Below are 26,293 nucleotides of genomic sequence, written 5' to 3'. Positions count from 1 at the left end.
TAACTAATCAGAATGTTTCCCAGTTTAGCGAGTCATCGGTAGGCTTCTTATTTCCGCCGGTTTTATTCTGGCTTGTGGGGGTTGTGGCGGGTGTTTTAAGGGCCGGGGCGGGGTTACGCCCACGTAAATGGAATACCGCAACTGCTTGGGTCAGTATTTCGGCCTGCTGTTCTAAAGAGGCCGCAGCTGCTGACGCTTCTTGAACTAAAGAGGCATTCTGCTGTGTTACGTTATCCATTTCGGATACCGCTTGTGCAACCTGACTGATGCCGCGGCTTTGCTCATCAGAAGCTGATGCAATCTCGCCCATAATATCAGTCACATGCGTAACAGCGGTGACTATCTCATTCATGGCTTTCCCAGCATCTGAGACCAGAATCGAGCCATCACCTATAAGGTCAACTGAAGCCTCTATCAGCGATTCTATCTCTTTGGCTGCATCAGCACTGCGTTGTGCCAGATTACGAACTTCACTGGCGACGACAGCAAACCCTCGGCCTTGTTCACCGGCACGGGCGGCTTCCACCGCCGCATTCAATGCTAAAATATTGGTTTGGAAAGCTATGCTATTAATTACATTTGTAATTTCAGCAATTTTCATTGAGCTAAGGGATATTTTATCCATAGTGCTGACAACATCATTTACGATATCACCACCTTGGGCAGCCTTACCTGATGCGTTAGCTGCCAATTGACTGGCATGATGGGCATTTTCCGCATTCTGCTTAACAGTTGCAGTCAGCTGTTCCATGCTGGCCGCTGTTTGCTCAAGTGATGCTGCTTGTTGTTCGGTTCTTGCCGAAAGATCTGTATTGCCCAGTGCGATTTCGCTGGAACCTTGATAGATAGATTCGGCACTGCTGCGGACTGCTTCAACAGTAGAGGATAGTGAATCCTGCATTTGCTGAATATTATTCCCTAATACACCAATTTCATTGCGGCCAAATGAGACCGAACTTTGGGTTAAATCCCCTTGGGCAATGCGCTGAATTCGCTCTACCAGCCAGTTAATCGGCTTGATAATGACTTTGCTTATCACTAAAAAAGCGATTAATGTCAGTAAAATAGCCAGAATAAAGGCTCCCCCCATCAGCATGTAACCAAGACGAGCTTCTTGCTGAGCGGACTGATTAATTTGGTTGGCGCGTTCTGTACGATATTTAACCGCTTTCAGTAGAGGCTCGTTATAGTCATCATCTAACTGATTCAGTTTTTCTGCTTCCAAGGAGATAACTTCTTCAAAATGCCCCTCTTTGGTCGCTTCTAGCATGAGTTTCATTCCGTCGTCGCGATACTGCTCATAAGCTTTTTTCAGGGGGGCATCTAAAGCTGTGTCAGTTTCGGATTTAATGGGGCGGTTATAGTAGAGGTTAAACATTTGTTGCGATTGAGAAATACGATCTTCTGCATTTTTCAACCCTTGCTGGTAACCTGTAGCATCACCAATACGCGCTGATGATGCTGCTTGAATCAAAATAAGGCGCGCAGTACGCAAATGGTTTGAGCTGTTAGACAGGCCTAGACGGATATCCAGTTCTTGAGTCGCTTCTTCCAGCGATTGGTTACTTTGTTTTAAGAAGTAGCCAGATGTACCAATTGCCGCTGCAAATAAAAGCAGTATTCCCGCCAATATGGCAATAAACAAAGTGACCAGACGCATATTATTAACAAATAATACTTTCGTATCTTTATTGTGTTCTGGCGTTATTTTCATATCCAATGGCTTATGCGTACTTCCACGTTTCATTGTTAGTTCCGTTTCTATAGTCGCTCGAGGAAAGGTCCTTGCCTGATATACCCATACACTTGAAGTTGTTGCGTGGTTAGCTGCCAGACGGCCACTTCAATGATTGGGTGTAGGCATCGCTACTTAAAGTTAATTCACCCCTATATCTAAAAAAAATCTCAACAGTCCTTTAAGAACCTATCGGCAATGGACCTAAAATAGTTAGGACTATTAATGAGATCACGATCTCAGTTTGGACTAAAGATTCATTACATTTCTGTAATAACGTCAAGGACTTGCTACCTGCAGTATTTCCATGAAAAGTGTCAGTGGTAGCTTCACGTTTGCAATGTAGCAACAAGGCGGATGCTTTGCGGGATAGTCTTATTTTCAGCAATATGATGCCTAGCGAATAATTAATTAACGACCTATATTGATGCTATTCCCCTATTACTTAATTAATTCCAATTGGTTTAAGTTTTGTTTAGAAATATAACCTTTACATAATTATCACCGGCAACTATACTCTTGAAAAATTTCGGTGGAGAAACTAATGGACACGCAAAGTAGTAGTCAAATAAGCAAGGCAAGCTAACTCATCTCCCAACCGATTTGTTGCTTGCCGAAAAATGGCGGGCAGCATCCTCTCTGTATTTCCTGAGCTGTGCATACCCAAGAATATCCTTTTTATTTAAAGTTATAGCGGTGTTAGTAGCATTTACTTACTCGAATCACTGGGTTTACTCAGTTCATTGGGGCTTGCTTGCTACCTGGCTATATCTCCAACTAAATTGGATATGATATTCTGACTCGATGAAAAATCATCGAGGATATTAATTCGGGTTTTCATTATGGTATTTAACAACCACGCTCTATTTCCTCCAGGCACGAATACTGGTTACTGCTGATTTCCATTAGGGATATATCAGCACAATTACCTGTGTGCTAAATAGCACATGATTATTCTACCAATGATTAATTCATGGAGAGAATCATGGCATTAACTCCTTTTGTCGTAAATTTATTACTGGCGATGTGTCTGGGCGCACTAATTGGGGCCGAAAGACAATGGCGTCAGCGTATGGCCGGTTTACGGACCAATGCATTAGTGGCGACGGGCGCGGCCGTCTTTATTCTTAGTTCTTATGCTACATCACCTGATAGTCCGGGCCGTATTGCGGCTCAAGTGGTCTCAGGAATTGGTTTCTTGGGTGCTGGCGTTATCATGCGCGAAGGCATGAATATCCGAGGCTTAAATACGGCAGCGACCTTGTGGTGTTCTGCGGGAATTGGCGTGCTTTGTGGCTTGGGATTATATTGGAATGCCGTGGCGGCAACCGCCGTTATTCTATGTGCCAATATATTGCTACGCGAGGCTGCACAACGTATTAATATGCAACCGCAACAACAAGCCGTTGATTTAGAAGTGCGTTACCGCATTCAGGTCACTTGCGGTGCAGAAGATGAAATATTGGTCCGCACGCTAATTCTACAGGCGCTTAATGGTGTGGCATTACGGTTGCAATCATTATGCAGCGCTGATATTGCAAAACCCGGTCAATTGGAAGTTTGCGCTGAAATAATGGCAACGCCAGCAGCGCAAAAAGAAATTGAAGGTATTGTTTGCCGAGTTAGTTTAGAGCGGAGTGTCAGTGCTATTCATTGGCGGATTGCATCTGAATTACCGGTATAAGTCCGGCAATTAATATGCTTTTAAAATTAGTAATAAATAATAATGCTGACCCATGTGGTAGTAAGGAGTTGTTATGGACGATCACCCCGGAGTTAACGTCATTAGACGCTGCTGATTAAATATAAATATAAAATTGGCAGCGCAATAATAGTTCTGCACATTATCTCTCAATAATTGAGCGGATAAACCCTGTGCGTTTAGAATTAAAAGAGAAGCGTTATGACCAAATTTCAAAAGACAGGTACGGGCCGCAGCAATAATAAGAATAAACCTTTTACTATTGCTTTAGAGGCTAAAAATAGCTTGGATCAAACATTATCCAAGCTGAATGCTAACTTGAACGGGTTGACAGAGGAAGACGCCAAAGAACGGTTGGAATTATACGGTATCAATGAAGTTGCTCATGAGAAAGCACCACCGGCACTGATTCAATTACTGGCAGCATTCAATAATCCTTTTATTTTTGTTTTAATGATTTTAGCGGCAATCAGTTTTGTGACTGATTATTGGTTGCCATTGCAACGTGGTGAAGAAACTGATCTTGTTGGCGTTAGCATTATTGTCACGATGGTCTTGATCAGTGGGTTATTGCGTTTTTGGCAGGAATATCGCACCAATAAAGCCGCAGAAGCGCTGAAGTCAATGGTTCGTACGACGGCGACGGTGCTGCGCCGCAGTAGCCACAGTGCTCAGCCTGCCAAACAGGAAATTGCAATTAAGCAATTGGTGCCGGGCGATATCATTTTATTATCCGCTGGAGATATGATTCCGGCAGATTTGCGACTGATTAAATCCAGAGATTTATTTATCAGCCAGGCAATTCTGACGGGGGAGGCCATACCCATTGAGAAATATGATGCAATGGGGTCGATTGCATCAAAATCCGTGGATGCTGATGCCAGCAGCGAGAGCGAATTACTTGAATTATCTAACATTTGTCTGATGGGGACAAACGTTGCCAGCGGAACAGCAATGGCGGTCGTTGTCGCCACTGGTGGGAATACTTATTTCGGGTCTCTTGCTAAGTCCATTGTGGGCAATCGAGCTCAAACCGCCTTTGATCGGGGGGTTAACAGTGTTAGCTGGTTATTGATCCGCTTTATGTTGGTAATGGTACCTATTGTATTGCTGATTAATGGTTTCACTAAAGGAGACTGGAGTGAGGCGGCGCTATTTGCATTAGCGGTGGCGGTTGGGTTGACGCCAGAGATGTTACCGATGATTGTCAGCTCAAATCTGGCTAAAGGCGCGATTGCCATGTCGCGGCGCAAAGTTGTCGTCAAACGTTTGAATGCAATACAAAATTTTGGTGCGATGGATGTGCTATGCACGGATAAAACGGGGACGTTAACACAAGACCGCATTATTCTTGAGCACCATATAGATGCTCGTGGCAGCAGTGACAGTAAAATATTGCAACTGGCATGGCTCAATAGTTTCCATCAAAGCGGCATGCGTAATTTGATGGATCAGGCTGTTATCAAATTCAGCCGTGGTAAGCCCGAAATTGATGCCTTGCGCAGTTTTAATAAGGTTGATGAATTACCATTTGATTTCATTCGCCGTCGTTTGTCGATTGTGGTGAAAGATGAGCAGCAACAGCAGAAACTGATCTGCAAAGGTGCTGTGGAAGAGATGCTGAGCATTTGTACCCATGTGCGCGAAGGCGATGAAATCTATCTGTTGGATGCAGCCCGCCGCGCCTCATTACTGGCCTTAGCCACGCAATACAATGAAGATGGTTTTCGCGTTCTGCTGTTGGCAACTCGTGAGTTGGGGGCCAAAATCAGCGAATTGCCTTTAAATATTGACGATGAGCGCGAGTTAGTTGTTGAGGGATTACTGACCTTCCTGGACCCCCCGAAAGAGAGTGCGGAGGCCGCGATTGCCGCGCTGCGGGAAAACGGCGTTGCTGTAAAAGTATTAACCGGTGATAACCCGATTATTACGGCTAAAATCTGTCGCGATGTTGGGCTGGATCCTGGCGAACCGCTGAGCGGCCTTGATATCGAGAAGATGGATGACGAAACACTGGCGCGAGAAGTGGAATTGCGCACGGTGTTCACCAAACTGACTCCGTTACAAAAATCACGTGTTCTGAAAATGCTGCAAAGCAACGGCCATACCGTCGGTTTTCTCGGGGATGGTATTAATGATGCACCTGCATTGCGTGATGCTGATGTGGGGATCTCCGTGGACACGGGCACTGATATAGCTAAAGAGTCTGCTGACATCATTTTGCTTGAAAAGAATTTAATGGTGTTGGAAGAGGGGGTAATCAAAGGGCGCGAAACTTTCGGTAATATCATTAAATACTTGAATATGACAGCCAGTTCTAACTTCGGTAATGTATTCTCAGTGTTAGTTGCTAGTGCATTTATTCCGTTCTTACCGATGCTTGCCATTCACTTACTGTTGCAAAACCTGATGTATGACATCTCCCAGCTCTCTCTGCCGTGGGATAAAATGGATAAAGAGTTTTTACGGAAACCACGGAAGTGGGATGCTAAAAATATTGGCCGTTTTATGCTGTGGATTGGGCCTACGTCGTCAATCTTTGATATTACAACGTTTGCATTGATGTGGTTTGTTTTTGCGGCCAACAGTGTTGAGCATCAGGCTTTGTTCCAATCAGGTTGGTTTATTGAAGGTTTGCTGTCACAGACACTGGTTGTTCATATGTTACGCACGCAAAAAATTCCGTTTATTCAAAGTACTGCGGCGCTACCCGTGCTATTAACCACTGGGGTGATTATGGCGATAGGTATTTATATTCCATTCTCTCCATTAGGGGCATTAGTCGGATTGCAGCCGTTGCCATGGCAATATTTCCCATGGTTAGCCGGCACATTGATAAGCTACTGTGTTGTTGCCCAATTGATGAAGCAGTTTTATATCCGCCGCTTTGGCAAATGGTTCTAACCGCGTCGACTGACGTTGGCACAATAAAGACATCCGGGGCCACAATTGGCCCCGGAAAAATGATAATTATTCATTACTGACGCGAATCACCAGCTTGCCAAAGTTCTTTCCTTCCAATAGCCCGATAAAAGCTTGTGGCGCATTTTCCAATCCATCAACCAAATCTTCGCGGAATTTGACTTTCCCTTGCTCGACCCAAGGGGTCATCTCTTGGAGGAAATCATTAAAGTGGTGGGCATAATCGTCAAAAATGATAAATCCTTGCATCCGAATACGTTTTCGCAAAATGATACTTTGCAATAGTGGCAAACGATCCGGGCCATCGGGTAATTCTGTGTCGTTATAGCGGGCAATCAAGCCGCAAACCGGGATGCGGGCACGCGGATTTAATAAGGGTAATACCGCATCAAAAACAGCGCCACCCACATTTTCGTAATAAATATCAATACCTTCTGAGCAGGCTTTCTCCAGTTGTTGTGCAAAATCTGTGGCCTTATGGTCAATGCATGCATCGAACCCCAGTTCCTCCACCACATAGCGGCATTTTTCAGCCCCGCCAGCAATACCGACAACTTTACAGCCTTTCAATTTACCCACTTGCCCGACGACGGAGCCAACGGCCCCGCTGGCCGCAGCCACGACCAATGTTTCTCCTGCTTTGGGCTGACCAATATCGAGTAGCCCCATATAAGCCGTGAAGCCCGGCATCCCTAGCACACCAAGGGCGCGTGAGGGATGAGAGAGTTGCGGCCCCAGATTGCGGATATTAGAACCATCCGATAACGCATAATCTTGCCAGCCGGTAGCGGCCAGAACCCAATCACCCACTTGGAAGTCAGGATGCTGAGAGACTTCAACCCGAGAAATGGCACCCCCCGTCATGACCTCACCAATCTCAACCGGAGCCGCGTATGACGGCGCATCGCTCATTCTCCCCCGCATATATGGGTCCAGAGAAAGATAGCGGGTGCGCAAGAGCACCTGCCCAGCGGCGGGGTGTGGGATGGGCTGAGTTTCTAATGTGAAGTTTTCGAGAGTCGGCGTGCCATAGGGGCGTGAAGCCAACAGAATGCGGCGATTCTTTATTTTATCTTGAGCCATCAGATTCCCTTACTTGGAGTTGTTAATTAGGTGCATTGAAAAGAGTGAGTGCTGAAGATCATAGTAGAACTATCAAAAGGGGTTCAGCTAATAGTGCGAAAGGCGCTTGTTCTTTATAGAGGACAAGTGCCATTAAACGGAAAGAGGGCCATCAAAGCGGGACGATTAACACATCTACTGTGCTGGTATTAATCAGGCGAGCCGCAGAGCAGGAAAATTTATTCATTAGCCTTGTGCTGTGATTACCACATATCACCAAGTCAATATGCTGCTGTTGACAAAAATAGGCCATGCTGTCGGCGAACTCACCATGAACAACGGCTCGGTTCTGAATAGGATAATCAGCATTGATAGCCAACTCGTCCATAAATAACAGCGCTTCTTCCTGTAAAACAGAACGCAAATCACCCAGCATCGGAGCGGCGTAGCTGCTGTACATTTCAGGTTCTGTTGTCAGCGTAATCAATGAAATTTTGCCGTCATAAGGCCGAACGATAGAAACGGCTTTATCCACCAATTGTTGGCTCTCAGGTGAAAGGGCCACGGCGACCAATACATTCCTGTATCCCATTATTGAGCTCCCATAAGCACGGCTATAGAGTAAAGGTTAGGGGATCACGCCTTTAAGAAATGAGATGTTAATCACATTTGGCTGTAGCCAGGTAAAAAACCATGCATAGCAGATAGTTAAGTAAAAGTAATGAAATAAAATAATATGCAAAACTTATGTTTCAAACATTATTAATTAATTTATCTTACATTTCATTTTTAACCCATAGTAAATATACGGATATAAACCAAAGTTGAAATGCGCGAGATGAAAATATGTGTGAGGAGTTAGAGTGAAACATGCAGTTACCTCTATTGCCTTTTTTAATACGCGTTATCGATCTTTTTAACGCAAAAACGAAAATAGCTTAATAAATAAACGATGAAAGTGCTTTTTGCCATCGCATAATTATTCGTTAAAACAAAATAGTTTCGGAGGGTTACTTATAGGATTATCGAGTTATAAAGTGTCACATTAGCCCTTGATGCTGATAATTTGGTGTTAAGGCAGATTTATATTCTGCTATTTTGCTTTAGGAATGCTTTTGTTCGAATTGATCTAAAAACACTAAGAATTGAGCCTATATCCTTAGTTTTTTAGCTCTTTTCTGACTTCTGGTCGTTTTTTGAACACCGCAGTGGTTAATAAACGCACAAAATAATGTATGAGAAACGACTTTATATTTTATTTTTGTGATGCATGTCACATTACATTTAAAATGAATCACTAGTCACATTGTATGTGCTAACGATTCGGGAGTAGAGTTGGGCCTCTTTAGGAATAATCCTAATATTTTGTAAGAAAAGTTTCATGTCGAAGATGCAATATCAGAGCAGAATAAAATTAAACTGCCAAACAGATGACATGTTATTTCATACCGAAACGGTATTTTTGTAATGTAGCACCAGTAGGTTTCAATTACTTTTAGTTCTATAGGTTCTAATTAACTGCATAACGGGAAGGATCCCAGGTCTTGGGTGAAGAATACTATCATCCAACTTATGTTTTAAAACATAATCAGTCGGGATGTGTAAAATGAGTACGTCTGAATTACTCAAACATATTTATGATATTAATTTGTCATACTTGCTTTTAGCACAACGGTTAATTAACGATGAGAAAGCCTCAGCGATGTTTCGTCTTGGTATTACAGATACCATGGCAGATGCATTATCGCAGTTAACATTACCGCAGATGGTTAAATTAGCTGAAACTAACCAATTGGTCTGTCATTTCCGTTTCAGTGATCACAATACAATTCATCATCTGACGAAAGAATCTCGTGTGGATGATTTGCAGCAAATCCACACCGGAATTTTATTGTCGAGCCACTTACTCCACGAGCTATCGTTAAAAGACGGTAGTGCGTCCAAGAAAAGAGCATGACCGATGGTTGAGAAAAGCATTGTTCAGGAAGCCAAAGACATTCATTTGGCGATGGAGTTGATAACTTTAGGTGCGCGTTTGCAGATGTTAGAAAGCGAAACGCAACTCAGTCGAGGGCGTTTAATTAAGCTCTATAAAGAGCTGAGAGGCAGTCCTCCCCCTAAAGGTATGTTGCCGTTTTCGACCGATTGGTTTATGACTTGGGAACAAAATATTCACTCATCGATGTTTTATAACGCTTATAGCTTCTTGCTAAAAAGCGGGCAATGCACCGGTGTTGAGGCCGTTATTAAGGCTTATCGTCTTTACCTTGAACAGTGCCCGGATCAGTCAGGAATACCGCCATTACTGGCGTTAACCCGAGCCTGGACCTTGGTTCGCTTCGTCGACAGTGGCATGTTACAGCTCTCTGGTTGTAACTGCTGTGGTGGGACTTTTATCACCCATGCGCATCAGCCACGCAACAGCTTTGTTTGCAGTCTCTGCCAGCCACCTTCCCGCGCAGTAAAAAAACGTAAACTTTCTCCGCAATCTGCCGATATAACTTCACAACTGCTGGATGAGCAGGTTAGACGCGCAGTTTGAGTTTCTTTGAGTTGTCAGAATTTTGGGTTACAGCGGCGGTATGGATACCGCTCCTGTCATTCGTTAATGGCAACTCTCGGCTCTCAAAGGGTGCTAACGCCTCACCTTCCACCCACACACTTTGCTAAGGATATCGCGTGTTAGTTATTTTGGGTTATATCGTGGTCTTAGGTGCGGTTTTTGGCGGCTACATCATTGTTGGTGGTCACCTGGGCGCATTATATCAACCCGCTGAGTTTTTAATTATCGGCGGAGCCGGTATTGGCGCGTTTATTGTGGGTAACAATGGTAAAGCGATAAAAGCCACGATGAAGGCTTTGCCAAAACTAATGCGCCGCTCTAAATATAACAAAGTCCTATATATGGACCTAATGGCGCTGTTGTACCGCTTATTAGCAAAATCTCGCCAACAGGGGATGCTTTCATTAGAGCGGGATATAGAAAGCCCCTTAGAAAGTGAAATTTTCTCTAATTATCCGAGAATTTTGGCCGATAAGATATTAGTGGAATTTATTACCGACTATTTGCGGTTAATTGTCAGTGGAAATATGAACGCTTTTGAAATCGAAGCCTTGATGGATGAAGAGATAGAAACTCACGAGCAAGAATGTGAGGTTCCCGCCGGCAGTTTGGCGATGGTCGGCGATTCTTTACCGGCATTTGGTATTGTTGCCGCAGTGATGGGTGTCGTGCATGCCTTGGCGTCCGCAGACCGGCCCGCAGCAGAGCTTGGGGCGTTAATTGCACATGCGATGGTAGGGACATTCTTGGGTATTTTGCTGGCATATGGATTTATCTCGCCATTGGCGACGCTATTACGTCAGCAGAGTGCGGAAACGACCAAAATGATGCAGTGCATCAAGGTTACTCTGCTTTCTAGTCTTAACGGATATGCACCGCAAATTGCCGTGGAATTTGGTCGTAAAACGCTCTACACCACGGAACGTCCTTCGTTCATTGAGCTGGAAGAGCATGTGCGCAGAGTGAAAGCGCCGGCACCGCAAGCGACAGAAGAGGACGCATGAAGCATCAGAACCACCCCGTTATTCTGGTCAAAAAGCGCAAAGCCAAGCATGGCCAAGCCCATCATGGCGGGTCATGGAAAATTGCTTATGCTGACTTTATGACAGCAATGATGGCCTTCTTTCTGGTGATGTGGTTGCTGTCGGTGTCCAGCCCGCAACAGTTGACGCAAATTGCAGAGTATTTTCGCACGCCATTGAAAGTCGCACTGTCCAGCGGTGAGAAAAGCAGTGACAGTACCAGCCCAATTCCAGGGGGGGGCGATGATCCCACCCAACAAATGGGGGAGGTGCGCAAGCATATTGATTCCGAAGAGAGTCGCAAAGAAGAATATCGGCTCAATAAATTACGGGAAAAACTGGATCAATTAATTGAATCCGACCCGAGATTGAGAGCTTTACGGCCACATCTGTTGATTAACATGATGGATGAAGGGCTGAGAATTCAGATTATTGATAGTCAAAATCGGCCTATGTTCAAGATGGGGAGTGCTCAGGTTGAGCCGTATATGCGCGATATTTTACGCGCCATAGCGCCAATTCTGAATGATATTCCCAATAAAATCAGTCTGTCTGGCCACACCGATGACTTGCCGTATGCTTCGGGCGAACGAGGTTACAGCAACTGGGAACTGTCGGCGGACCGGGCCAATGCTTCACGGCGTGAGCTGCTGGCCGGTGGTTTGGATCAAGGCAAAGTATTACGAGTGGTGGGCATGGCGTCGACGATGCGCTTGAAAGAGCAGGCATCCGATGACCCGATTAACCGCCGTATCAGTATCTTAGTTCTGAATAAACAGACTCAACATGATATTGAGCACGAGAATTTAGATAACAAAGCGCTCGATATAGAAAAAGCCGAGAGCTTAAAACAGATTGATTCCACGGGAACAACGCCAGCGGTGACATCACCAAACACAGCGGCGGCACCGCCAGTGGCCAGCGGTGCGGCAATATCCACTGAACAATCTGGCAAAACAGGATTAACTACAGAGGCTGCGTCGACAACAGATGTTTCGTTAACAACTCGTCCGACAAGCCCTGTTTCGACAACAACCGCTTCGCCGCCGACAGTGCTAACAGAGACAGCCACTGAGCCTGTGAAAGCGCAAGCACCGCCAGCATCAGCACCACAAACACAACAATCGAGCACGGAGAACGTTACTCGAGTTGCCCGCGGACCAACGACATCGTTGCCAGCGGCACCTGAAAGTAATGCACCGGTCTCTCCGACAAGCCGCGACGCACAGTAGAGGTGACACCGTGAGCATGGATATTACCGCGTTTTATCAGACTTTCTTTGATGAAGCAGATGAATTGCTGGCAGATATGGAACAGCACTTGTTATTGCTGGATCCGCTGGCACCAGATAATGAACAACTCAATGCCATTTTCCGTGCTGCTCACTCAATCAAGGGCGGCGCCGCGACATTTGGTTTTACGGTATTACAAGAGACAACCCATCTGTTGGAAAACCTGTTGGATGGTGCCCGTCGCGACGAGATGCGCTTGAGCACTGATATCATCAATCTGTTTTTGGAAACGAAAGATATTATGCAGGAACAGTTGGACGCCTACAAAACCTCTCAAGAACCTAACGCAGAAAACTTTGAGTATATTTGTCACGCATTGCGCCAACTGGCACTCGAAGCTTTAGAACAACAAACCACAAATAATGTCGCTACCGTAGAGCAAGCTACAAGCTCAACCGCAGAAACCAAGGCCAGCGGCAAGTCTCCCGCTTTGGTCCAGGGAGGAATGCGGATTCGCCTGTCGGGTTTGAAAGAACCTGAAATTCCACTGATGCTGGAAGAACTGGGTAATTTGGGGGAAGTCAAAGATACCCACCAAGGTGTTGATAGCCTTGAGGCTACCCTGATTACATCTGTCAGTGAAGATGATATCAGCGCCGTATTGTGCTTTGTGTTGGAACCAGAGCAGATTAGCTTTATACAAGCCGAGTCTGCACAAGAAGCGGAAACTGAGGTTGCGGTCATCGCACCGGTGGCGGCTGAAGTACCTCAAGCAGCTCCTGTTGCGGAGATAAAAAACCCACGCCCGGCTGAAGTCGCCATTGCCCAGCCTGCTAGCGCTGAGCATGTGAAACCTAAAGCTAAAGCCAGTGAGTCAACCAGTATTCGTGTGGCGGTTGAGAAAGTCGACCAACTGATTAACCTGGTGGGCGAATTGGTCATTACTCAATCCATGCTGGCCCAGCGCTCCAGTACCTTAGACCCGGTGATTAACGGCGATTTGCTCAATAGCATGGGGCAGTTGGAGCGGAATGCACGCGATTTGCAAGAGTCGGTGATGTCGATTCGTATGATGCCGATGGAATATGTCTTCAGCCGTTTCCCGCGCTTGGTACGTGATTTGGCCAGTAAGTTGAATAAACAGGTTGAACTGACACTGCTCGGCAGTTCGACTGAGCTGGATAAAAGTCTGATTGAACGCATTATCGACCCATTAACCCATTTGGTGCGCAACAGTCTGGACCACGGTATTGAAGACCCCGAAACACGTCTCGCGGCGGGTAAAGCGCCGGTCGGTAATCTGACACTGTCCGCAGAACATCAAGGCGGCAATATTTGTATTGAAGTCCTTGATGACGGGGCGGGGCTTAACCGGCAGAAAATTCTGGCGAAAGCGCAGTCTCAAGGTATGGCTATTAGTGAGCATATGAGTGATGAAGATGTTGGGATGTTGATTTTTGCGCCCGGATTTTCGACGGCAGAGCAGGTAACTGACGTTTCCGGCCGTGGTGTTGGGATGGACGTGGTTAAGCGAAATATTCAGGAAATGGGCGGCCACGTGCAGGTCAGTTTCCAGGCCGGCCTGGGAACTTCCATTCGTATTTTGCTGCCATTGACGCTGGCTATTCTTGATGGCATGTCAGTCAAAGTCAGTGATGAAGTGTTCATTTTGCCATTGAATGCCGTAATGGAATCATTGCAACCATTGGCTGAGGATTTACATCCATTGGCTGGCGGTGAACGCGTATTGCAAGTGCGCGGTGAGTATTTGCCATTGGTAGAATTGTTCCGTGTCTTTGATGTTGAAAATGCAAAAACTGAAGCCACTCAAGGCATTGTGGTGATTCTGCAAAGTGCCGGTCGCCGCTATGCACTGCTGGTAGACCAATTGATTGGCCAGCATCAGGTGGTTGTGAAAAACCTGGAAAGTAATTATCGGAAGGTTCCGGGTATCTCTGCCGCCACCATCTTGGGCGATGGCAGTGTGGCATTAATTGTTGATGTGTCTGCATTGCAGGCCCTAAACCGGGAAAAGCGTGTCACGGTTGATGATGTAGCCGTCGCGTAACAAATGTATTTTTGTAGAGCCTGTATGGAACCTGTACGAAAACAGGTAGAGGGCACGGAGTTTGTTCCTGGCCTTGAAACAAACATAAATTCAACCTATTGATTGAAGGGTAAAAACATGGCAGGACTAGCAACCGTCACGAAGCTGGCTGGCGAAACGGTAGGACAAGAGTTCCTGATTTTTACGCTGGGTGCTGAAGAGTACGGCATTGATATTTTGAAAGTCCAGGAGATCAGGGGTTATGATCAAGTGACCCGTATCGCTAACACTCCGGCGTTCATTAAAGGTGTCACTAACTTACGCGGCGTTATTGTTCCTATTATTGATTTACGGGTTAAATTTGCCCAACAGGGCGTCAGCTATAATGAAAATACAGTCGTCATCGTGCTGAATTTTGGTCAGCGTGTCGTCGGTATTGTCGTCGATGGTGTATCTGATGTGCTGTCACTAACAGCAGAGCAAATCCGTCCGGCCCCTGAGTTTGCCGTGACCCTGGCGACCGAGTACCTGACAGGGCTAGGTTCACTGGGTGAGCGGATGCTGATTTTGGTTGATATTGAGAAGTTACTGAGCAGTGAAGAGATGTCATTGCTTGATTCTGTGGTGAAAGGTTAATTAAGCCTAATAGGGCCAGGTTTTGATTCGATGCTGAGTCACTGACCACATATCATCACCTTTTCAAACGAGCAGGAGGGCAAGTTAGCCCTTCTGCTCCGAGTTTTGCCTAAACACAAAGATCAAATTGTTAATCCCCAGTATCTCCCCGGTAAAATAATCTCTCTCCCCGGTAAAGTTCCCCCTTTCGGTGCCGATAACACAGTTAATTAAACGTCTTATGTTTTGGCGTACCCGTATTTGACATATCTATATTTTGACGTACTTATGAAGGGATAACATGTTCAAGCGTATGAAAGTGGTCACCAGCCTGCTGCTGGTGTTAGTGCTATTTGGTGCCTTACAACTGGTTTCCGGCGGGCTTTTCTTCAACTCCTTAAAAAATGACAAAGAAAACTTCGCGGTTTTACAAGTTATCCGTCAGCAACAGTCGGTATTGAATGAAAGCTGGGTAAATCTACTGCAAACACGTAATACGCTTAACCGCGCGGGCATCCGTTACATGATGGATGTGAACCACACCGGCAGTGGCCCGACGGTGAATGACCTTTTGGCTTCAGCCAAAGGGACATTAGGTGTGGCAGAGGAGCGTTTTAAAAGTTATGAACAGATCCCACTCGATAGCCAACAAGACCCTGAATCGGCTAAAAAATTAAAGCAAACCTATGACCAATATTTTGGCGCATTGACCGAACTTATCCAATTAATGGAAGCAGGCAAGATCAATGAATTCTTCGATCAGCCCACCTCAAGCTTCCAAAATGCTTTTGAGCATGATTACAACACCTATCTGACACAAAACGATCGTCTTTACACTAGCGCAGTAGAGGACAGCAACCGTTCCTTTACTTATGCGATGAGTGTGATTGTTTTCGTTCTGATTGCGGTATTCGTTGTGATTGTCTTTGTTTGGTTGGGTATGCAACACATCTTGATTAACCCACTTAAACACTTGATTGAGCATATTAAACACATCGCAAATGGTGATTTAACTCAGACAATTGAAGTGCATAGCCGCAATGAAATGGGCACCTTAGCTGCCAGCCTGAAGCATATGCAATCTGAATTGATTACTACCGTCAGCGATGTGCGCTTGGGTGCTGATGCTATTTATAGCGGCGCGTCAGAAATTGCCGCGGGTAACAATGATTTGTCAGCTCGTACAGAGCAGCAAGCCGCATCACTGGAAGAAACCGCTGCCAGCATGGAGCAGTTAACGGCCACTGTGAAACAGAATGCTGAAAATGCCCGTCAGGCCAGTCAGTTGGCATTGAGTGCATCAGAAACCGCACAAAAAGGCGGGAAAGTGGTCGCTAACGTGGTGCAAACCATGCATGAGATTGCGGGTAGTTCACAGAAAATTGCTGATATTACCAGCGTTATCGATGGCATCGCTTTCCAGACCAATATTTTGGCATTGAATGCCGCCGTTGAAGCAGCACGTGCCGGTGAGCAAGGCCGTGGTTTTGCAGTAGTCGCGGGTGAAGTTCGTAATCTGGCTCAGCGCAGCGCGCAAGCAGCAAAAGAAATTAAAGGCTTAATTGAAGATTCAGTCAGCCGTGTCGACATGGGTTCTGTCCTGGTGGAAAGCGCCGGTGAAACCATGGGCGATATCGTGAATGCGGTGACCCGCGTGACTGACATCATGGGTGAAATCGCTTCCGCCTCTGATGAACAAAGCCGTGGTATCGATCAGGTCGGCCAGGCCGTGACAGAAATGGACCGCGTGACCCAACAAAACGCCTCTTTGGTGGAAGAATCAGCTTCTGCCGCTGCGGCGCTGGAAGAACAAGCCAGTATGTTAACCCAATCCATGTCCGTATTTGTCCTGCGTATGGATAACGGTAGTACCACAAAAGATGTCAGAAAACCAAAGCAGCCGACACAGGATAAGAGCGGAACTGCTAAAAAAACACTGGGAAGTGACCTGCAAGAGAATTGGGAAACTTTCTAGTACCCTACACAAAACATATACCCTAAATAATTCGAGTTGCGGGAAAGCGGCAACTAAGGAAATCCCCAAGCGCTTACATCAGTAAGTGACTGGGGTGAACGAAGGCAGCCAACATACATGCACTTGAAGTATGACGGGGAAAAATAAAGCCGGCCAACGAGCCGGCTGAGAAGAGGTTACGATGTTTGGCCGAATCCGGATTTCTACCAGCTTTTTCCTGTTACTGATGTTGATTTGCTCGATACAGTTAATTTCAAGTGGTCTGTCATTTACTGCTTTTCGTTCAGACTATCAAAATTTAAACCGTGTGGATCTCAGTAGTCAGCAACGGGATGCATTAAGCCTCAGTTGGGTATCCTTACTTCAGGCGCGTAATACCTTAAACCGGGCGGGGACTCGCTCGGCTCTCAAAGTCCCTCAGGAGCAAGTCAACGCGCTAATGGGTAATGCGCGTAGCTCACTGCAGAAAGCTGATCTCTATTTTAATCAGTTTCTCGCGGTACCTCGTCTTGATGAGAGTGATACCGGTGGTGAGTTGTTAGATGCGACCAAAAAGAGCTATCAGAACCTACGGAGTTCATTACGGGAGTTAATCGATTTCCTGGAAGCCGGCAATTTGCAGGGTTTTATGGATCAACCGACTCAGAAAACTCAAGATTTGTTTGAAGCTGATTTCTTGCAGTATTTGCAGTATGCCAATGAAGTGATTGCACAAGCGGGCACTGAAAATCAGCAGGCTTATCACCTCTCAATGTGGATCTTTGCGGGCGCGATTCTGATGGTGATCGCGATGGCGATTTCTTCACTAATTTGGCTACGCACCATGTTTGTGTCGCCATTGAAGATTATGCGCGGCCATTTTGATCGCATTGCTGAAGGTGATTTATCCGGTCAGATTTCGGTCACTGGCCGTAATGAAATCAGTCAGATGTTTGCCAGCTTGCGCACGATGCAACAGTCGCTTATCACCACGGTTAGCCATGTTCGCGACGGGGCCGAATCAATGTTAACGGGTATTCAGGAAATCTCTGCCGGTAACAATGATTTGTCTGCAAGAACTGAGCAGCAGGCCGCGTCATTAGAGCAAACGGCGGCCAGCATGGAGCAATTGACGGCGACAGTGAAACAAAATGCCGATAATGCTCGCCAAGCGACACAATTGGCACAAGATGCTTCGGGAACGGCGGCTAAAGGCGGTGAGTTAGCCGGAAGTGTCGTGGACACTATGCATGATATCGCCACCAGTTCGCAGAAGATTGGTGCCATTACCAGCGTTATCGATGGTATTGCCTTCCAAACTAACATTCTGGCACTGAATGCTGCTGTTGAAGCCGCACGTGCTGGTGAGCAAGGGCGTGGGTTCGCGGTTGTTGCCGGTGAAGTTCGTAATTTAGCTCAGCGCAGTGCGCAGGCAGCAAAAGAAATCAAAGGGTTAATCGATGAATCGGTTAGCCGTGTTCGCCAGGGCTCCACACTGGTCGAAAATGCGGGTACGACCATGGAAGAGATTGTTCGCTCAGTGACTCGGGTTACCGACATTATGGGGGAAATCGCTTCCGCTTCGGATGAACAAAGCCGAGGTATTGAGCAGGTTTCACTCGCGGTAACACAGATGGATCAGGTCACTCAGCAAAACGCCGCATTAGTGGAAGAGGCTGCAGCTGCGGCTAATGCACTGGAAGAGCAAGCAGGTATGCTCTCCGATGCAGTGTCTGTCTTTCGTTTGGAGCACGATAGCAACAGCGGGGAGGGGCAGTCAGCAGCGGGCATTGGTAAGCAATTTGTTGTGAAAACAGCGGCTGCAAAGGAAACCCCAGATTGTCAAACGTCGTAACGAAGACTGTATTGTGGGGTGAAACCGGATGAAACCATCACCCCAAGAGTCTGGGTCTCTCCTGACCCAGATGATTCAACGGCTCCCGCTGTCGGATGTTCATTTCCGACGCATTTGCCAACTTATTTACCAACGGGCCGGGATTGTTCTGGCCGATCACAAACGGGAAATGGTCTATAACCGCTTAGTTAGGCGGTTGAGATTGCTGGATATTAACGATTTTGGTCAATATTTGGCGTTGTTAGAAAGTGATCCGAACAGTGCAGAGTGGCAGGCATTTGTTAATGCATTGACCACTAACCTGACGGCATTTTTCCGTGAGGCGCACCATTTCCCGATCCTGGCTGAGCATGCTCGACAGCGACCGGGGAGCTATTCAGTCTGGAGTACGGCGGCCTCGACTGGCGAAGAGCCTTATTCCATTGCAATGACATTATGTGATGTGTTGGGAAATCGGTCGGGGTCGTGCCAGATATTGGCCAGTGATATTGATACGCAAGTTCTGGAGAAAGCCACCAGTGGCGTGTATCGGCAAGATGAATTGCGTTCCTTGTCTGCGCAACAAATGCAACGTTATTTCCTGCGTGGCACCGGCCCTCATCAGGGCATGGTAAGAGTGCGGCCGGAGCTTGCCAATATGATTCATTTTCAGCAACTGAATCTATTAGCGCCTGAATGGGCATTGCCGGGGCAATTTGATGCCATTTTTTGTCGTAATGTGATGATTTATTTCGACAAAGAAACGCAGGAACGCATCTTGCGTCGCTTTGTCCCTTTGCTAAAACCCGGCGGCTTGATGTTTGCAGGTCACTCGGAGAATTTCAGTCAAATTAGTCGGGAATTCTATTTGCGCGGGCAGACCGTTTATGGACTGACCAAGGAGAGGTGATGAGTAAAATCAGAGTATTGTGCGTTGATGATTCTGCGTTGATGCGCCAGTTAATGACAGAGATTATTAACAGTCACCCAGACATGGAAATGGTTGCAGCGGCACCTGATCCGTTGGTTGCCCGTGATTTGATTAAAAAATTTAATCCGCAGGTCTTAACACTCGATGTTGAAATGCCGCGGATGGACGGGTTGGATTTTCTCGAGAAACTGATGCGGTTACGGCCAATGCCGGTGGTAATGGTTTCATCATTAACCGGTAAGAACTCCGAGATAACCATGCGGGCGCTGGAATTGGGGGCAATTGATTTCGTCACCAAACCTCAGTTGGGTATCAGAGAGGGGATGCTGGCATACAGTGAGTTGATTGCGGAGAAAATTCGCACTGCGGCTAAAGCCCGTTTACCACAACGTGGCCCAGAAAATGCGCCGGTGATGTTAACTCATACACCGCTTCTTAGTAGCGAGAAGTTAATCGCGATTGGTGCATCAACCGGGGGTACTGAAGCCATCCGCACGGTATTACAGCCTTTGCCACCGACCAGTCCGGCATTGCTGATAACACAGCATATGCCGCCGGGTTTCACGCGTTCATTTGCGGAGCGGCTCAATAAACTGTGCCAGATTACCGTGAAAGAAGCAGAAGACGGTGAGCGGGTATTGCCAGGACACGCCTATATTGCACCCGGTGATCGGCACATGGAATTGGCGCGCAGTGGGGCAAACTATCAGGTGCGTATTCATGACGGGCCTGCGGTTAATCGCCATCGTCCTTCGGTCGATGTGCTTTTTCGTTCCGTGGCGCAGTATGCCGGGCGCAATGCGGTCGGTGTGATCCTGACGGGAATGGGTAATGACGGTGCCGCCGGTTTACTGGAAATGCATCGGGCAGGGGCTTATACCATTGCACAAAACGAGGCCAGCTGTGTGGTCTTCGGGATGCCGCGTGAAGCTATTGGGATGGGTGGCGTTAATGAAATTCTGGAATTGAACCAGATAAGCCAGCGCATGCTGGCACAGATAAGCAGCGGTCAAGCCCTGCGTATATAAAGCGACTTTGGGCATTCATTTTCTTCCGGTGGGAATCGGTATTGATATTAATCGCTCAGCGGTGAGCAACAAACCTTAGGAGTTGGTATGGCGGATAAGAATCTCAGATTTTTGGTGGTAGACGATTTTTCGACCATGCGTCGTATTGTCAGAAACCTGCTGAAAGAGCTAGGTTTTAACAATGTGGAAGAAGCTGAAGATGGCGTAGACGCATTGAATAAATTACGTACGGGTGGTTTTGATTTTGTCGTTTCTGACTGGAACATGCCCAATATGGATGGCCTGGACCTGTTGAAAACTATCCGTGCTGATGGTTCTCTTGGCTCTCTGCCCGTTTTGATGGTAACTGCCGAAGCGAAAAAAGAGAATATCATCGCAGCAGCGCAAGCCGGTGCCAGTGGTTATGTAGTGAAACCTTTCACTGCCGCTACCTTGGAAGAGAAGCTCAATAAGATTTTTGAAAAGTTGGGTATGTAAGGAGGCGAGATGAGTAACCATCAAATGCCCGCAACAGATGCGGCATCTGCCAGTGATATAATAAGTCGTATTGGTCAACTGACGCGGATGTTACGTGACAGTTTGCGCGAGTTGGGTCTGGATCAGGCCATTGCTCAGGCAGCAGAAGCGATTCCTGATGCGCGCGACCGTTTGGACTATGTGGTTCATATGACGGCGCAGGCTGCGGAAAGAGCATTAAACTGTGTTGAAGCAGCGCAACCACGCCAAAATGAGCTGGAGTCATCGGCTAAGGCGCTCAAAGTTCGCTGGGACGAATGGTTTGCTAATCCAATCGAGCTATCAGATGCCCGCTCTTTGGTCACTGATACCCGAGACTATCTGGATGTGGTGCCGCAACATACATCATTTACCAATGCGCAATTATTGGAAATCATGATGGCGCAGGATTTCCAAGACCTAACAGGTCAGGTTATCAAGCGCATGATGGATGTCGTGCAAGAAATTGAGAAACAGCTATTGATGGTATTGATGGAGAATATTCCGGATATGCCATCAAAACCGCAGAAACCGGCTGACAGTTTACTCAATGGGCCTCAATTGGATAAAAATGGCGCAGGCGTTATTGCCAGTCAGGATCAGGTTGATGACCTGCTTGACAGCCTGGGCTTCTAAGCTGCCCGAAACCTTAATCGGTAGGTGAGAGGCCTCTCTCATCTACCCTCTCTTTTTACGTAGTCATTCGATAAACGCCGACTAAACCGACCAAACGCCTTGAACCGAGAAATAACCCCCTAATTGCTGCTTTGTTCCATCCATAGGCTAACTAAATGTTTGTCATGCTAAGCATATTAATTTTCTCTTAGATGGGAACGCTTACGCTGAACAGGAAAACCTGCTGTGGCTGAAGATAGCGATGCAGACAAAAGCGAGGAACCCACAGCCCACAAGCTGGAGAAGGCTCGCGAGAAAGGCCAGATCCCGCGTTCGCGCGAACTGACTTCGATGCTGATGCTCGGGGCCGGTTTGGCGATCCTGTGGGTTTCGGGAGAGTCGATGGCGCGACAACTGGCCGCCATGATTGCCCAAGGGCTGCATTTTGATCACGGTATCATCAGCGATGATAAGCAAATGCTACGCCAAATTGGCATGTTACTCAGACAAACGCTGATAGCACTGGTGCCGATTTTTGCCGGATTGGTCATCGTGGCAATAGCGGTGCCGATGCTGTTGGGTGGCGTGCTATTTAGCGGTGAATCAATCAAATTTGACCTGAAGCGGATGAGCCCCATAGCAGGCTTAAAACGTATGTTTTCTTCTCAGGCGCTGGCTGAGCTGCTAAAAGCGATTTTGAAGGCGACGCTGGTTGGCTGGGTGACCGGTATATTCCTGTGGCATAACTGGCCAGATATGATGCGCTTAATGGCCGCTCCTCCAGTCGCGGCTTTAGGCGACGCGCTGCATTTGATTATTTTCTGCGGACTGGTCGTGGTTCTTGGTTTGACCCCCATGGTCGGGTTCGATGTGTTTTTCCAGATAACCAGTCACATTAAAAAGTTACGTATGACCAAACAGGAAATACGTGATGAGTTCAAAGATCAAGAAGGTGATCCGCACGTGAAAGGGCGCATTCGTCAGCAGCAACGGGCGATGGCCCGCCGCCGGATGATGGCAGATGTGCCGAAAGCTGATGTGATAGTGACTAACCCGACTCACTATGCGGTTGCGTTACAGTACAACGAAGCAAAAATGAGCGCGCCTAAAGTGTTGGCGAAAGGGGCGGGTGCGGTTGCACTGCGCATTCGTGAGCTGGGCGCTGAACATCGCATTCCTTTATTAGAAGCGCCGCCGCTGGCCAGGGCATTATTTCGCCACAGTGAGGTCGGCCAACATATTCCAGCCACCTTGTACGCCGCGGTGGCAGAAGTCCTTGCTTGGGTGTATCAGCTGAAGCGCTGGAAGCGCGAAGGTGGACTAATCCCGAAAAAACCTGAACATCTGCCGGTACCGGAAGGTCTGGATTTTGCAACAGAGAGTGAGACTGACTAATGGCTAATTTGGCCGCCCTGCTTCGTTTGCCGGGCAATTTCAAAGATACGCAGTGGCAAGTTCTTGCCGGTCCAATCCTGATCTTAATGATCCTGTCGATGATGGTGCTGCCGTTACCGCCTTTCATTTTGGATTTGCTCTTTACCTTCAACATCGCGCTGTCAATTATGGTGTTGCTGGTTGCCATGTTTACCCAGCGAACTTTGGATTTTGCGGCATTCCCGACCATTTTGCTGTTCTCAACTTTACTGCGCCTATCTCTGAACGTTGCTTCCACCCGTATCATTTTGATGGATGGCCATACCGGTGCGGCGGCGGCGGGGCGAGTGGTTGAAGCCTTTGGCCATTTCTTGGTCGGCGGTAACTTCGCCATCGGCATCGTGGTCTTTGTCATTTTAGTTATCATCAACTTTATGGTTATTACCAAAGGGGCCGGGCGTATTGCCGAAGTTGGCGCACGTTTTGTCCTTGATGGTATGCCCGGTAAGCAGATGGCCATCGACGCCGACTTAAATGCCGGTTTGATTGGTGAGGACGAGGCGAAAAAACGCCGTTCTGATGTCACACAGGAAGCTGACTTCTACGGCTCAATGGACGGGGCCAGTAAATTTGTTCGTGGTGATGCGGTTGCCGGGCTATTGATCATGGTGATTAACGTGGTCGGTGGTCTGTTAGTCGGGGTACTTCAGCACGATATGGCTGTGGGTCATGCAGCAGAAACCTATACGTTGTTGACCATTGGTGATGGTCTGGTCGCGCAAATCCCCGCGTTGGTGATATCCACGGCGGCGGGTGTCATTGTTACCCGCGTGAGTACCGATCAGGATGTGGGCCAGCAAATGGTCACCCAACTGTTCAACAATCCGCGGGTGATGGTGTTGAGTGCTGCGGTGCTAGGTTTGCTCGGTATGGTGCCTGGTATGCCTAACTTTGTATTCCTGCTGTTTACTGCGGCGCTATTGGCATTAGCCTGGCGCTTGCGCGGCAAGCAATTGCAGCAACCGACGGCCGCAGAAGCGCCGGTAGTGCAAGATCAGCAACAAGCTACGGAAGCCACCTGGTCAGATGTTCAGTTGGAAGACCCATTGGGTATGGAGGTCGGTTATCGCCTGATCCCAATGGTCGATTTTCAGCAAAATGGCGAATTACTTGGCCGAATTCGCAGTATCCGTAAAAAGTTTGCCCAAGAAATGGGCTACCTGCCGCCAGTGGTTCATATCCGGGATAATCTGGAACTGCCGCCAGCCAGTTATCGGATATTAATGAAAGGCGTCGAAATAGGCAGTGGTGAAGCCCATCCCGGCCGCTGGTTAGCAATCAACCCGGGTAATGCTGTCGGAACATTGCCAGGTGAAGCAACACATGATCCAGCTTTTGGTTTGGCGGCTGTGTGGATTGAAAGTGCATTACGTGAACAAGCACAGATTCAGGGTTTTACTGTGGTTGAGGCCAGTACAGTTGTTGCCACGCACTTGAACCATCTAATTAGTCAATATGCGAGTGAGTTGTTCGGCCGTCAGGAAACACAGCAACTGCTGGACAGAGTTTCACAAGAGATGCCGAAGTTGACCGAAGATTTTATTCCGGGGGTGGTGACGTTAACCACGCTGCATAAAGTGTTGCAAAACCTGCTAATGGAGCGGGTGTCCATTCGCGATATGCGCACCATTATTGAGACACTTGCTGAGCACGCGCCAAATCAAACCGATCCTTACGAGCTGACCGCCGTCGTGCGAGTTGCGCTGGGGCGCTCAATTGCACAGCAGTGGTTCCCAGGAACTGGCGAAATTCAAGTTATTGGGCTGGATGCAGCACTAGAGCGCTTGTTATTACAGGCACTTCAAGGGGGTAGTGGGCTGGAACCGGGGTTGGCTGACCGCTTATTAGAACAATCCAAACAAGCATTGCAGCGCCAGGAGATGCTGGGCGCGCCGCCTGTGTTGCTGGTTAATCATGCACTCCGCGCATTACTCGCCCGTTTCTTGCGCCGCAGTTTACCGCAGATGGTGGTGCTGTCTAATCTGGAAATTGGTGATAATCGCCAAATCCGTATGACCTCAACAATAGGAGCAGCCTAATGCTGACCCGACTTTCCCGCGTGATTTTGAGCAGTTTACTTTCACTCGGCTTATTGCCACTGAATGCGATTGCTTCTGGCTCGTGGGTTGCCGATGATATCGGCATTACCCAGAGTTTACGAGGCGTCGCAATATCGTCGAAGCCGCTGCAATCACCTGTTGCCCTAGCTCAAGAAAACGCACGGATTGTTTCGGTAGGCTGGCGCTACCAATTGATATCAGCAGCACCAGACGGCTTACAAGTAAAGTTATGTACTCCAACCCGCTGCATGCCACTTGAGGGGGGCAGTGGGCAAAGTCGTGGGCTGGCAGGAGAGTCAGCCGCGACTCAACTGATTTTTGTCTACTTTATTGCAGGAAAAGGTCGAGTCAACCCACCGCTGCAAGTGATTAGCAATCAAGTCATTGTCAATTATCGCTAACATCAAAATTGCGTTAAATCCACCATGGGAATACGCAGGAATAGCAGATAGGGTAAGGCGGCCGGCTGTTTAGTTCTTTTGCCTGCACGATTGAATGCATTGACATCGCCATAATACTACAAAAAACCAAGCTTAATAATACACCCTGTTTTTTCATATTTCCTCCTTTAAACTAAGCCAGTATTTGCTTAGTTACGCCAGATTAACGTATCGCTAAAAATGAGGCGAGATTATTTTATTAATACGGCATAAGCTATTTTGATAAAAAGCGACCGCTAAAAATATATTAAATTATAATTTAATTAGATGATTTAAATAGCTTATTAACATAATTATATATATTTTAATTTTTCAATTGTATGTGGCTGTTATTTTTAATTAAAATTATACTGTTTATGATTGATTTTATTGTATTTTTTAATTTTTCGACTCAGCGGGGGGACTCTTGAAGAGTACATCATATGCGCCCAACGTGGCGGCTGATAATCAAGGATGGGTCAGTATTGGTGACAGCAAAGAATATAATGTTCCCGAGCTATGCGGCAACATATTAGTTCAAATCTAATTTATGGGTATATTCTGATAGTGCTTCGCTGAAAACCAGGCAAATCTGCCAAAATACAGATTTTGTCGCCATGGAT

At 47.1% G+C, this 26,293-nt stretch carries 20 protein-coding genes; 17 read left to right on the top strand and 3 right to left on the bottom strand.

The genetic code is table 11. The annotated features are described in order from the left end of the window. Positions 1–7: 7 nt before the first annotated feature. Positions 8–1,747, bottom strand: a complete 1,740-nt coding sequence (locus tag F0T03_RS13100) for a methyl-accepting chemotaxis protein (RefSeq protein WP_145554859.1) — start codon at positions 1,745–1,747, stop codon at positions 8–10. Between the two features lie 973 nt (positions 1,748–2,720). On the opposite strand from F0T03_RS13100, the gene F0T03_RS13095 reads away from it, so the two are divergent. Beyond that, positions 2,721–3,419, top strand: coding sequence for an MgtC family protein (locus tag F0T03_RS13095; RefSeq protein ID WP_162526946.1), 699 nt, complete (start codon positions 2,721–2,723; stop codon positions 3,417–3,419). Between the two features lie 219 nt (positions 3,420–3,638). Beyond that, a complete protein-coding gene (gene mgtA / locus F0T03_RS13090) occupies positions 3,639–6,341 on the top strand; it encodes a magnesium-translocating P-type ATPase (RefSeq protein ID WP_159678801.1) in 2,703 nt (900 codons plus the stop codon). A 66-nt stretch (positions 6,342–6,407) separates the two neighbouring features. Here the strand turns inward: mgtA and F0T03_RS13085 are convergent, their stop codons facing one another. Together F0T03_RS13085 and uspC are read right to left on the bottom strand one after the other, a co-directional pair. Beyond that, positions 6,408–7,442 (bottom strand): NADP-dependent oxidoreductase, encoded by a 1,035-nt coding sequence (locus F0T03_RS13085; RefSeq protein WP_145554856.1) that lies wholly within the window; start codon positions 7,440–7,442, stop codon positions 6,408–6,410. Positions 7,443–7,593: 151 nt separating this feature from the next. Next, positions 7,594–8,013 carry a universal stress protein UspC gene (uspC, locus tag F0T03_RS13080; RefSeq protein WP_159678799.1) on the bottom strand — a complete coding sequence of 140 codons (420 nt, stop codon included), beginning with the start codon at positions 8,011–8,013 and terminating at the stop codon, positions 7,594–7,596. A 1,014-nt stretch (positions 8,014–9,027) separates the two neighbouring features. On the opposite strand from uspC, the gene flhD reads away from it, so the two are divergent. The 15 genes from flhD (at position 9,028) to F0T03_RS13005 (ending at position 25,652) form a co-directional block, all read left to right on the top strand. After that, positions 9,028–9,378, top strand: coding sequence for a flagellar transcriptional regulator FlhD (gene flhD / locus F0T03_RS13075; RefSeq protein WP_005164498.1), 351 nt, complete (start codon positions 9,028–9,030; stop codon positions 9,376–9,378). 3 nt (positions 9,379–9,381) lie between these two features. Continuing rightward, entirely contained in the window at positions 9,382–9,963 is a 582-nt protein-coding gene (gene flhC, locus F0T03_RS13070; RefSeq protein ID WP_005164496.1) for a flagellar transcriptional regulator FlhC, read from the top strand. Between the two features lie 137 nt (positions 9,964–10,100). Further along, complete coding sequence (gene motA, locus F0T03_RS13065) at positions 10,101–10,988, top strand: flagellar motor stator protein MotA (protein ID WP_019080864.1); 888 nt, start codon at positions 10,101–10,103, stop codon at positions 10,986–10,988. Beyond that, complete coding sequence (gene motB / locus F0T03_RS13060) at positions 10,985–12,238, top strand: flagellar motor protein MotB (protein ID WP_159678797.1); 1,254 nt, start codon at positions 10,985–10,987, stop codon at positions 12,236–12,238. Before motA ends, motB begins: the two co-directional genes overlap by 4 nt. A 16-nt stretch (positions 12,239–12,254) precedes the next feature. Continuing rightward, positions 12,255–14,306 carry a chemotaxis protein CheA gene (cheA, locus tag F0T03_RS13055; protein WP_162527036.1) on the top strand — a complete coding sequence of 684 codons (2,052 nt, stop codon included), beginning with the start codon at positions 12,255–12,257 and terminating at the stop codon, positions 14,304–14,306. 117 nt (positions 14,307–14,423) lie between these two features. Continuing rightward, positions 14,424–14,921, top strand: a complete 498-nt coding sequence (gene cheW, locus F0T03_RS13050) for a chemotaxis protein CheW (protein WP_005164488.1) — start codon at positions 14,424–14,426, stop codon at positions 14,919–14,921. Between the two features lie 280 nt (positions 14,922–15,201). Next, positions 15,202–16,875, top strand: a complete 1,674-nt coding sequence (locus F0T03_RS13045; RefSeq protein WP_145554852.1) for a methyl-accepting chemotaxis protein — start codon at positions 15,202–15,204, stop codon at positions 16,873–16,875. Between the two features lie 181 nt (positions 16,876–17,056). Further along, positions 17,057–18,709, top strand: a complete 1,653-nt coding sequence (locus F0T03_RS13040) for a methyl-accepting chemotaxis protein (protein WP_159678793.1) — start codon at positions 17,057–17,059, stop codon at positions 18,707–18,709. Between the two features lie 28 nt (positions 18,710–18,737). Next, positions 18,738–19,598 (top strand): protein-glutamate O-methyltransferase CheR, encoded by an 861-nt coding sequence (gene cheR, locus F0T03_RS13035; protein WP_145554850.1) that lies wholly within the window; start codon positions 18,738–18,740, stop codon positions 19,596–19,598. Continuing rightward, positions 19,598–20,647 carry a protein-glutamate methylesterase/protein-glutamine glutaminase gene (locus F0T03_RS13030; protein ID WP_038633794.1) on the top strand — a complete coding sequence of 350 codons (1,050 nt, stop codon included), beginning with the start codon at positions 19,598–19,600 and terminating at the stop codon, positions 20,645–20,647. The genes cheR and F0T03_RS13030 overlap by 1 nt, the downstream gene beginning before the upstream one ends. A gap of 87 nt (positions 20,648–20,734) precedes the next feature. Then, the gene (cheY, locus tag F0T03_RS13025; RefSeq protein WP_025377895.1) at positions 20,735–21,124 is read left to right on the top strand and encodes a chemotaxis response regulator CheY; all 390 of its coding nucleotides are present in this window, start codon (positions 20,735–20,737) and stop codon (positions 21,122–21,124) included. A 9-nt stretch (positions 21,125–21,133) separates the two neighbouring features. Continuing rightward, complete coding sequence (gene cheZ, locus F0T03_RS13020) at positions 21,134–21,778, top strand: protein phosphatase CheZ (protein ID WP_145554849.1); 645 nt, start codon at positions 21,134–21,136, stop codon at positions 21,776–21,778. Between the two features lie 225 nt (positions 21,779–22,003). Further along, the gene (gene flhB, locus F0T03_RS13015) at positions 22,004–23,152 is read left to right on the top strand and encodes a flagellar biosynthesis protein FlhB (RefSeq protein WP_145554848.1); all 1,149 of its coding nucleotides are present in this window, start codon (positions 22,004–22,006) and stop codon (positions 23,150–23,152) included. Next, a complete protein-coding gene (gene flhA / locus F0T03_RS13010; protein WP_145554847.1) occupies positions 23,152–25,230 on the top strand; it encodes a flagellar biosynthesis protein FlhA in 2,079 nt (692 codons plus the stop codon). Before flhB ends, flhA begins: the two co-directional genes overlap by 1 nt. Beyond that, a complete protein-coding gene (locus F0T03_RS13005; protein ID WP_159678791.1) occupies positions 25,230–25,652 on the top strand; it encodes a flagellar protein FlhE in 423 nt (140 codons plus the stop codon). The genes flhA and F0T03_RS13005 overlap by 1 nt, the downstream gene beginning before the upstream one ends. The last annotated feature ends 641 nt before the right edge of the window (positions 25,653–26,293 follow it).

This window comes from Yersinia canariae (assembly GCF_009831415.1).
Classification (GTDB): Bacteria; Pseudomonadota; Gammaproteobacteria; order Enterobacterales; family Enterobacteriaceae; genus Yersinia; species Yersinia canariae.
Note: the sequence above shows the minus strand (reverse complement) of the source record. Positions and strands in the feature narration are given on the sequence as shown.

Bases quoted from the DNA above. Each gene is read 5' to 3' on its own strand.
- F0T03_RS13100 (WP_145554859.1), bottom strand. From the start codon at position 1,747: ATGAAACGTGGAAGTACGCATAAGCCATTGGATATGAAAATAACGCCA.
- F0T03_RS13095 (WP_162526946.1), top strand. From the start codon at position 2,721: ATGGCATTAACTCCTTTTGTCGTAAATTTATTACTGGCGATGTGTCTG.
- mgtA (WP_159678801.1), top strand. From the start codon at position 3,639: ATGACCAAATTTCAAAAGACAGGTACGGGCCGCAGCAATAATAAGAAT.
- F0T03_RS13085 (WP_145554856.1), bottom strand. From the start codon at position 7,442: ATGGCTCAAGATAAAATAAAGAATCGCCGCATTCTGTTGGCTTCACGC.
- uspC (WP_159678799.1), bottom strand. From the start codon at position 8,013: ATGGGATACAGGAATGTATTGGTCGCCGTGGCCCTTTCACCTGAGAGC.
- flhD (WP_005164498.1), top strand. From the start codon at position 9,028: ATGAGTACGTCTGAATTACTCAAACATATTTATGATATTAATTTGTCA.
- flhC (WP_005164496.1), top strand. From the start codon at position 9,382: ATGGTTGAGAAAAGCATTGTTCAGGAAGCCAAAGACATTCATTTGGCG.
- motB (WP_159678797.1), top strand. From the start codon at position 10,985: ATGAAGCATCAGAACCACCCCGTTATTCTGGTCAAAAAGCGCAAAGCC.
- cheA (WP_162527036.1), top strand. From the start codon at position 12,255: ATGGATATTACCGCGTTTTATCAGACTTTCTTTGATGAAGCAGATGAA.
- cheW (WP_005164488.1), top strand. From the start codon at position 14,424: ATGGCAGGACTAGCAACCGTCACGAAGCTGGCTGGCGAAACGGTAGGA.
- F0T03_RS13045 (WP_145554852.1), top strand. From the start codon at position 15,202: ATGTTCAAGCGTATGAAAGTGGTCACCAGCCTGCTGCTGGTGTTAGTG.
- F0T03_RS13040 (WP_159678793.1), top strand. From the start codon at position 17,057: ATGTTTGGCCGAATCCGGATTTCTACCAGCTTTTTCCTGTTACTGATG.
- cheR (WP_145554850.1), top strand. From the start codon at position 18,738: ATGAAACCATCACCCCAAGAGTCTGGGTCTCTCCTGACCCAGATGATT.
- F0T03_RS13030 (WP_038633794.1), top strand. From the start codon at position 19,598: ATGAGTAAAATCAGAGTATTGTGCGTTGATGATTCTGCGTTGATGCGC.
- cheY (WP_025377895.1), top strand. From the start codon at position 20,735: ATGGCGGATAAGAATCTCAGATTTTTGGTGGTAGACGATTTTTCGACC.
- cheZ (WP_145554849.1), top strand. From the start codon at position 21,134: ATGAGTAACCATCAAATGCCCGCAACAGATGCGGCATCTGCCAGTGAT.
- flhA (WP_145554847.1), top strand. From the start codon at position 23,152: ATGGCTAATTTGGCCGCCCTGCTTCGTTTGCCGGGCAATTTCAAAGAT.
- F0T03_RS13005 (WP_159678791.1), top strand. From the start codon at position 25,230: ATGCTGACCCGACTTTCCCGCGTGATTTTGAGCAGTTTACTTTCACTC.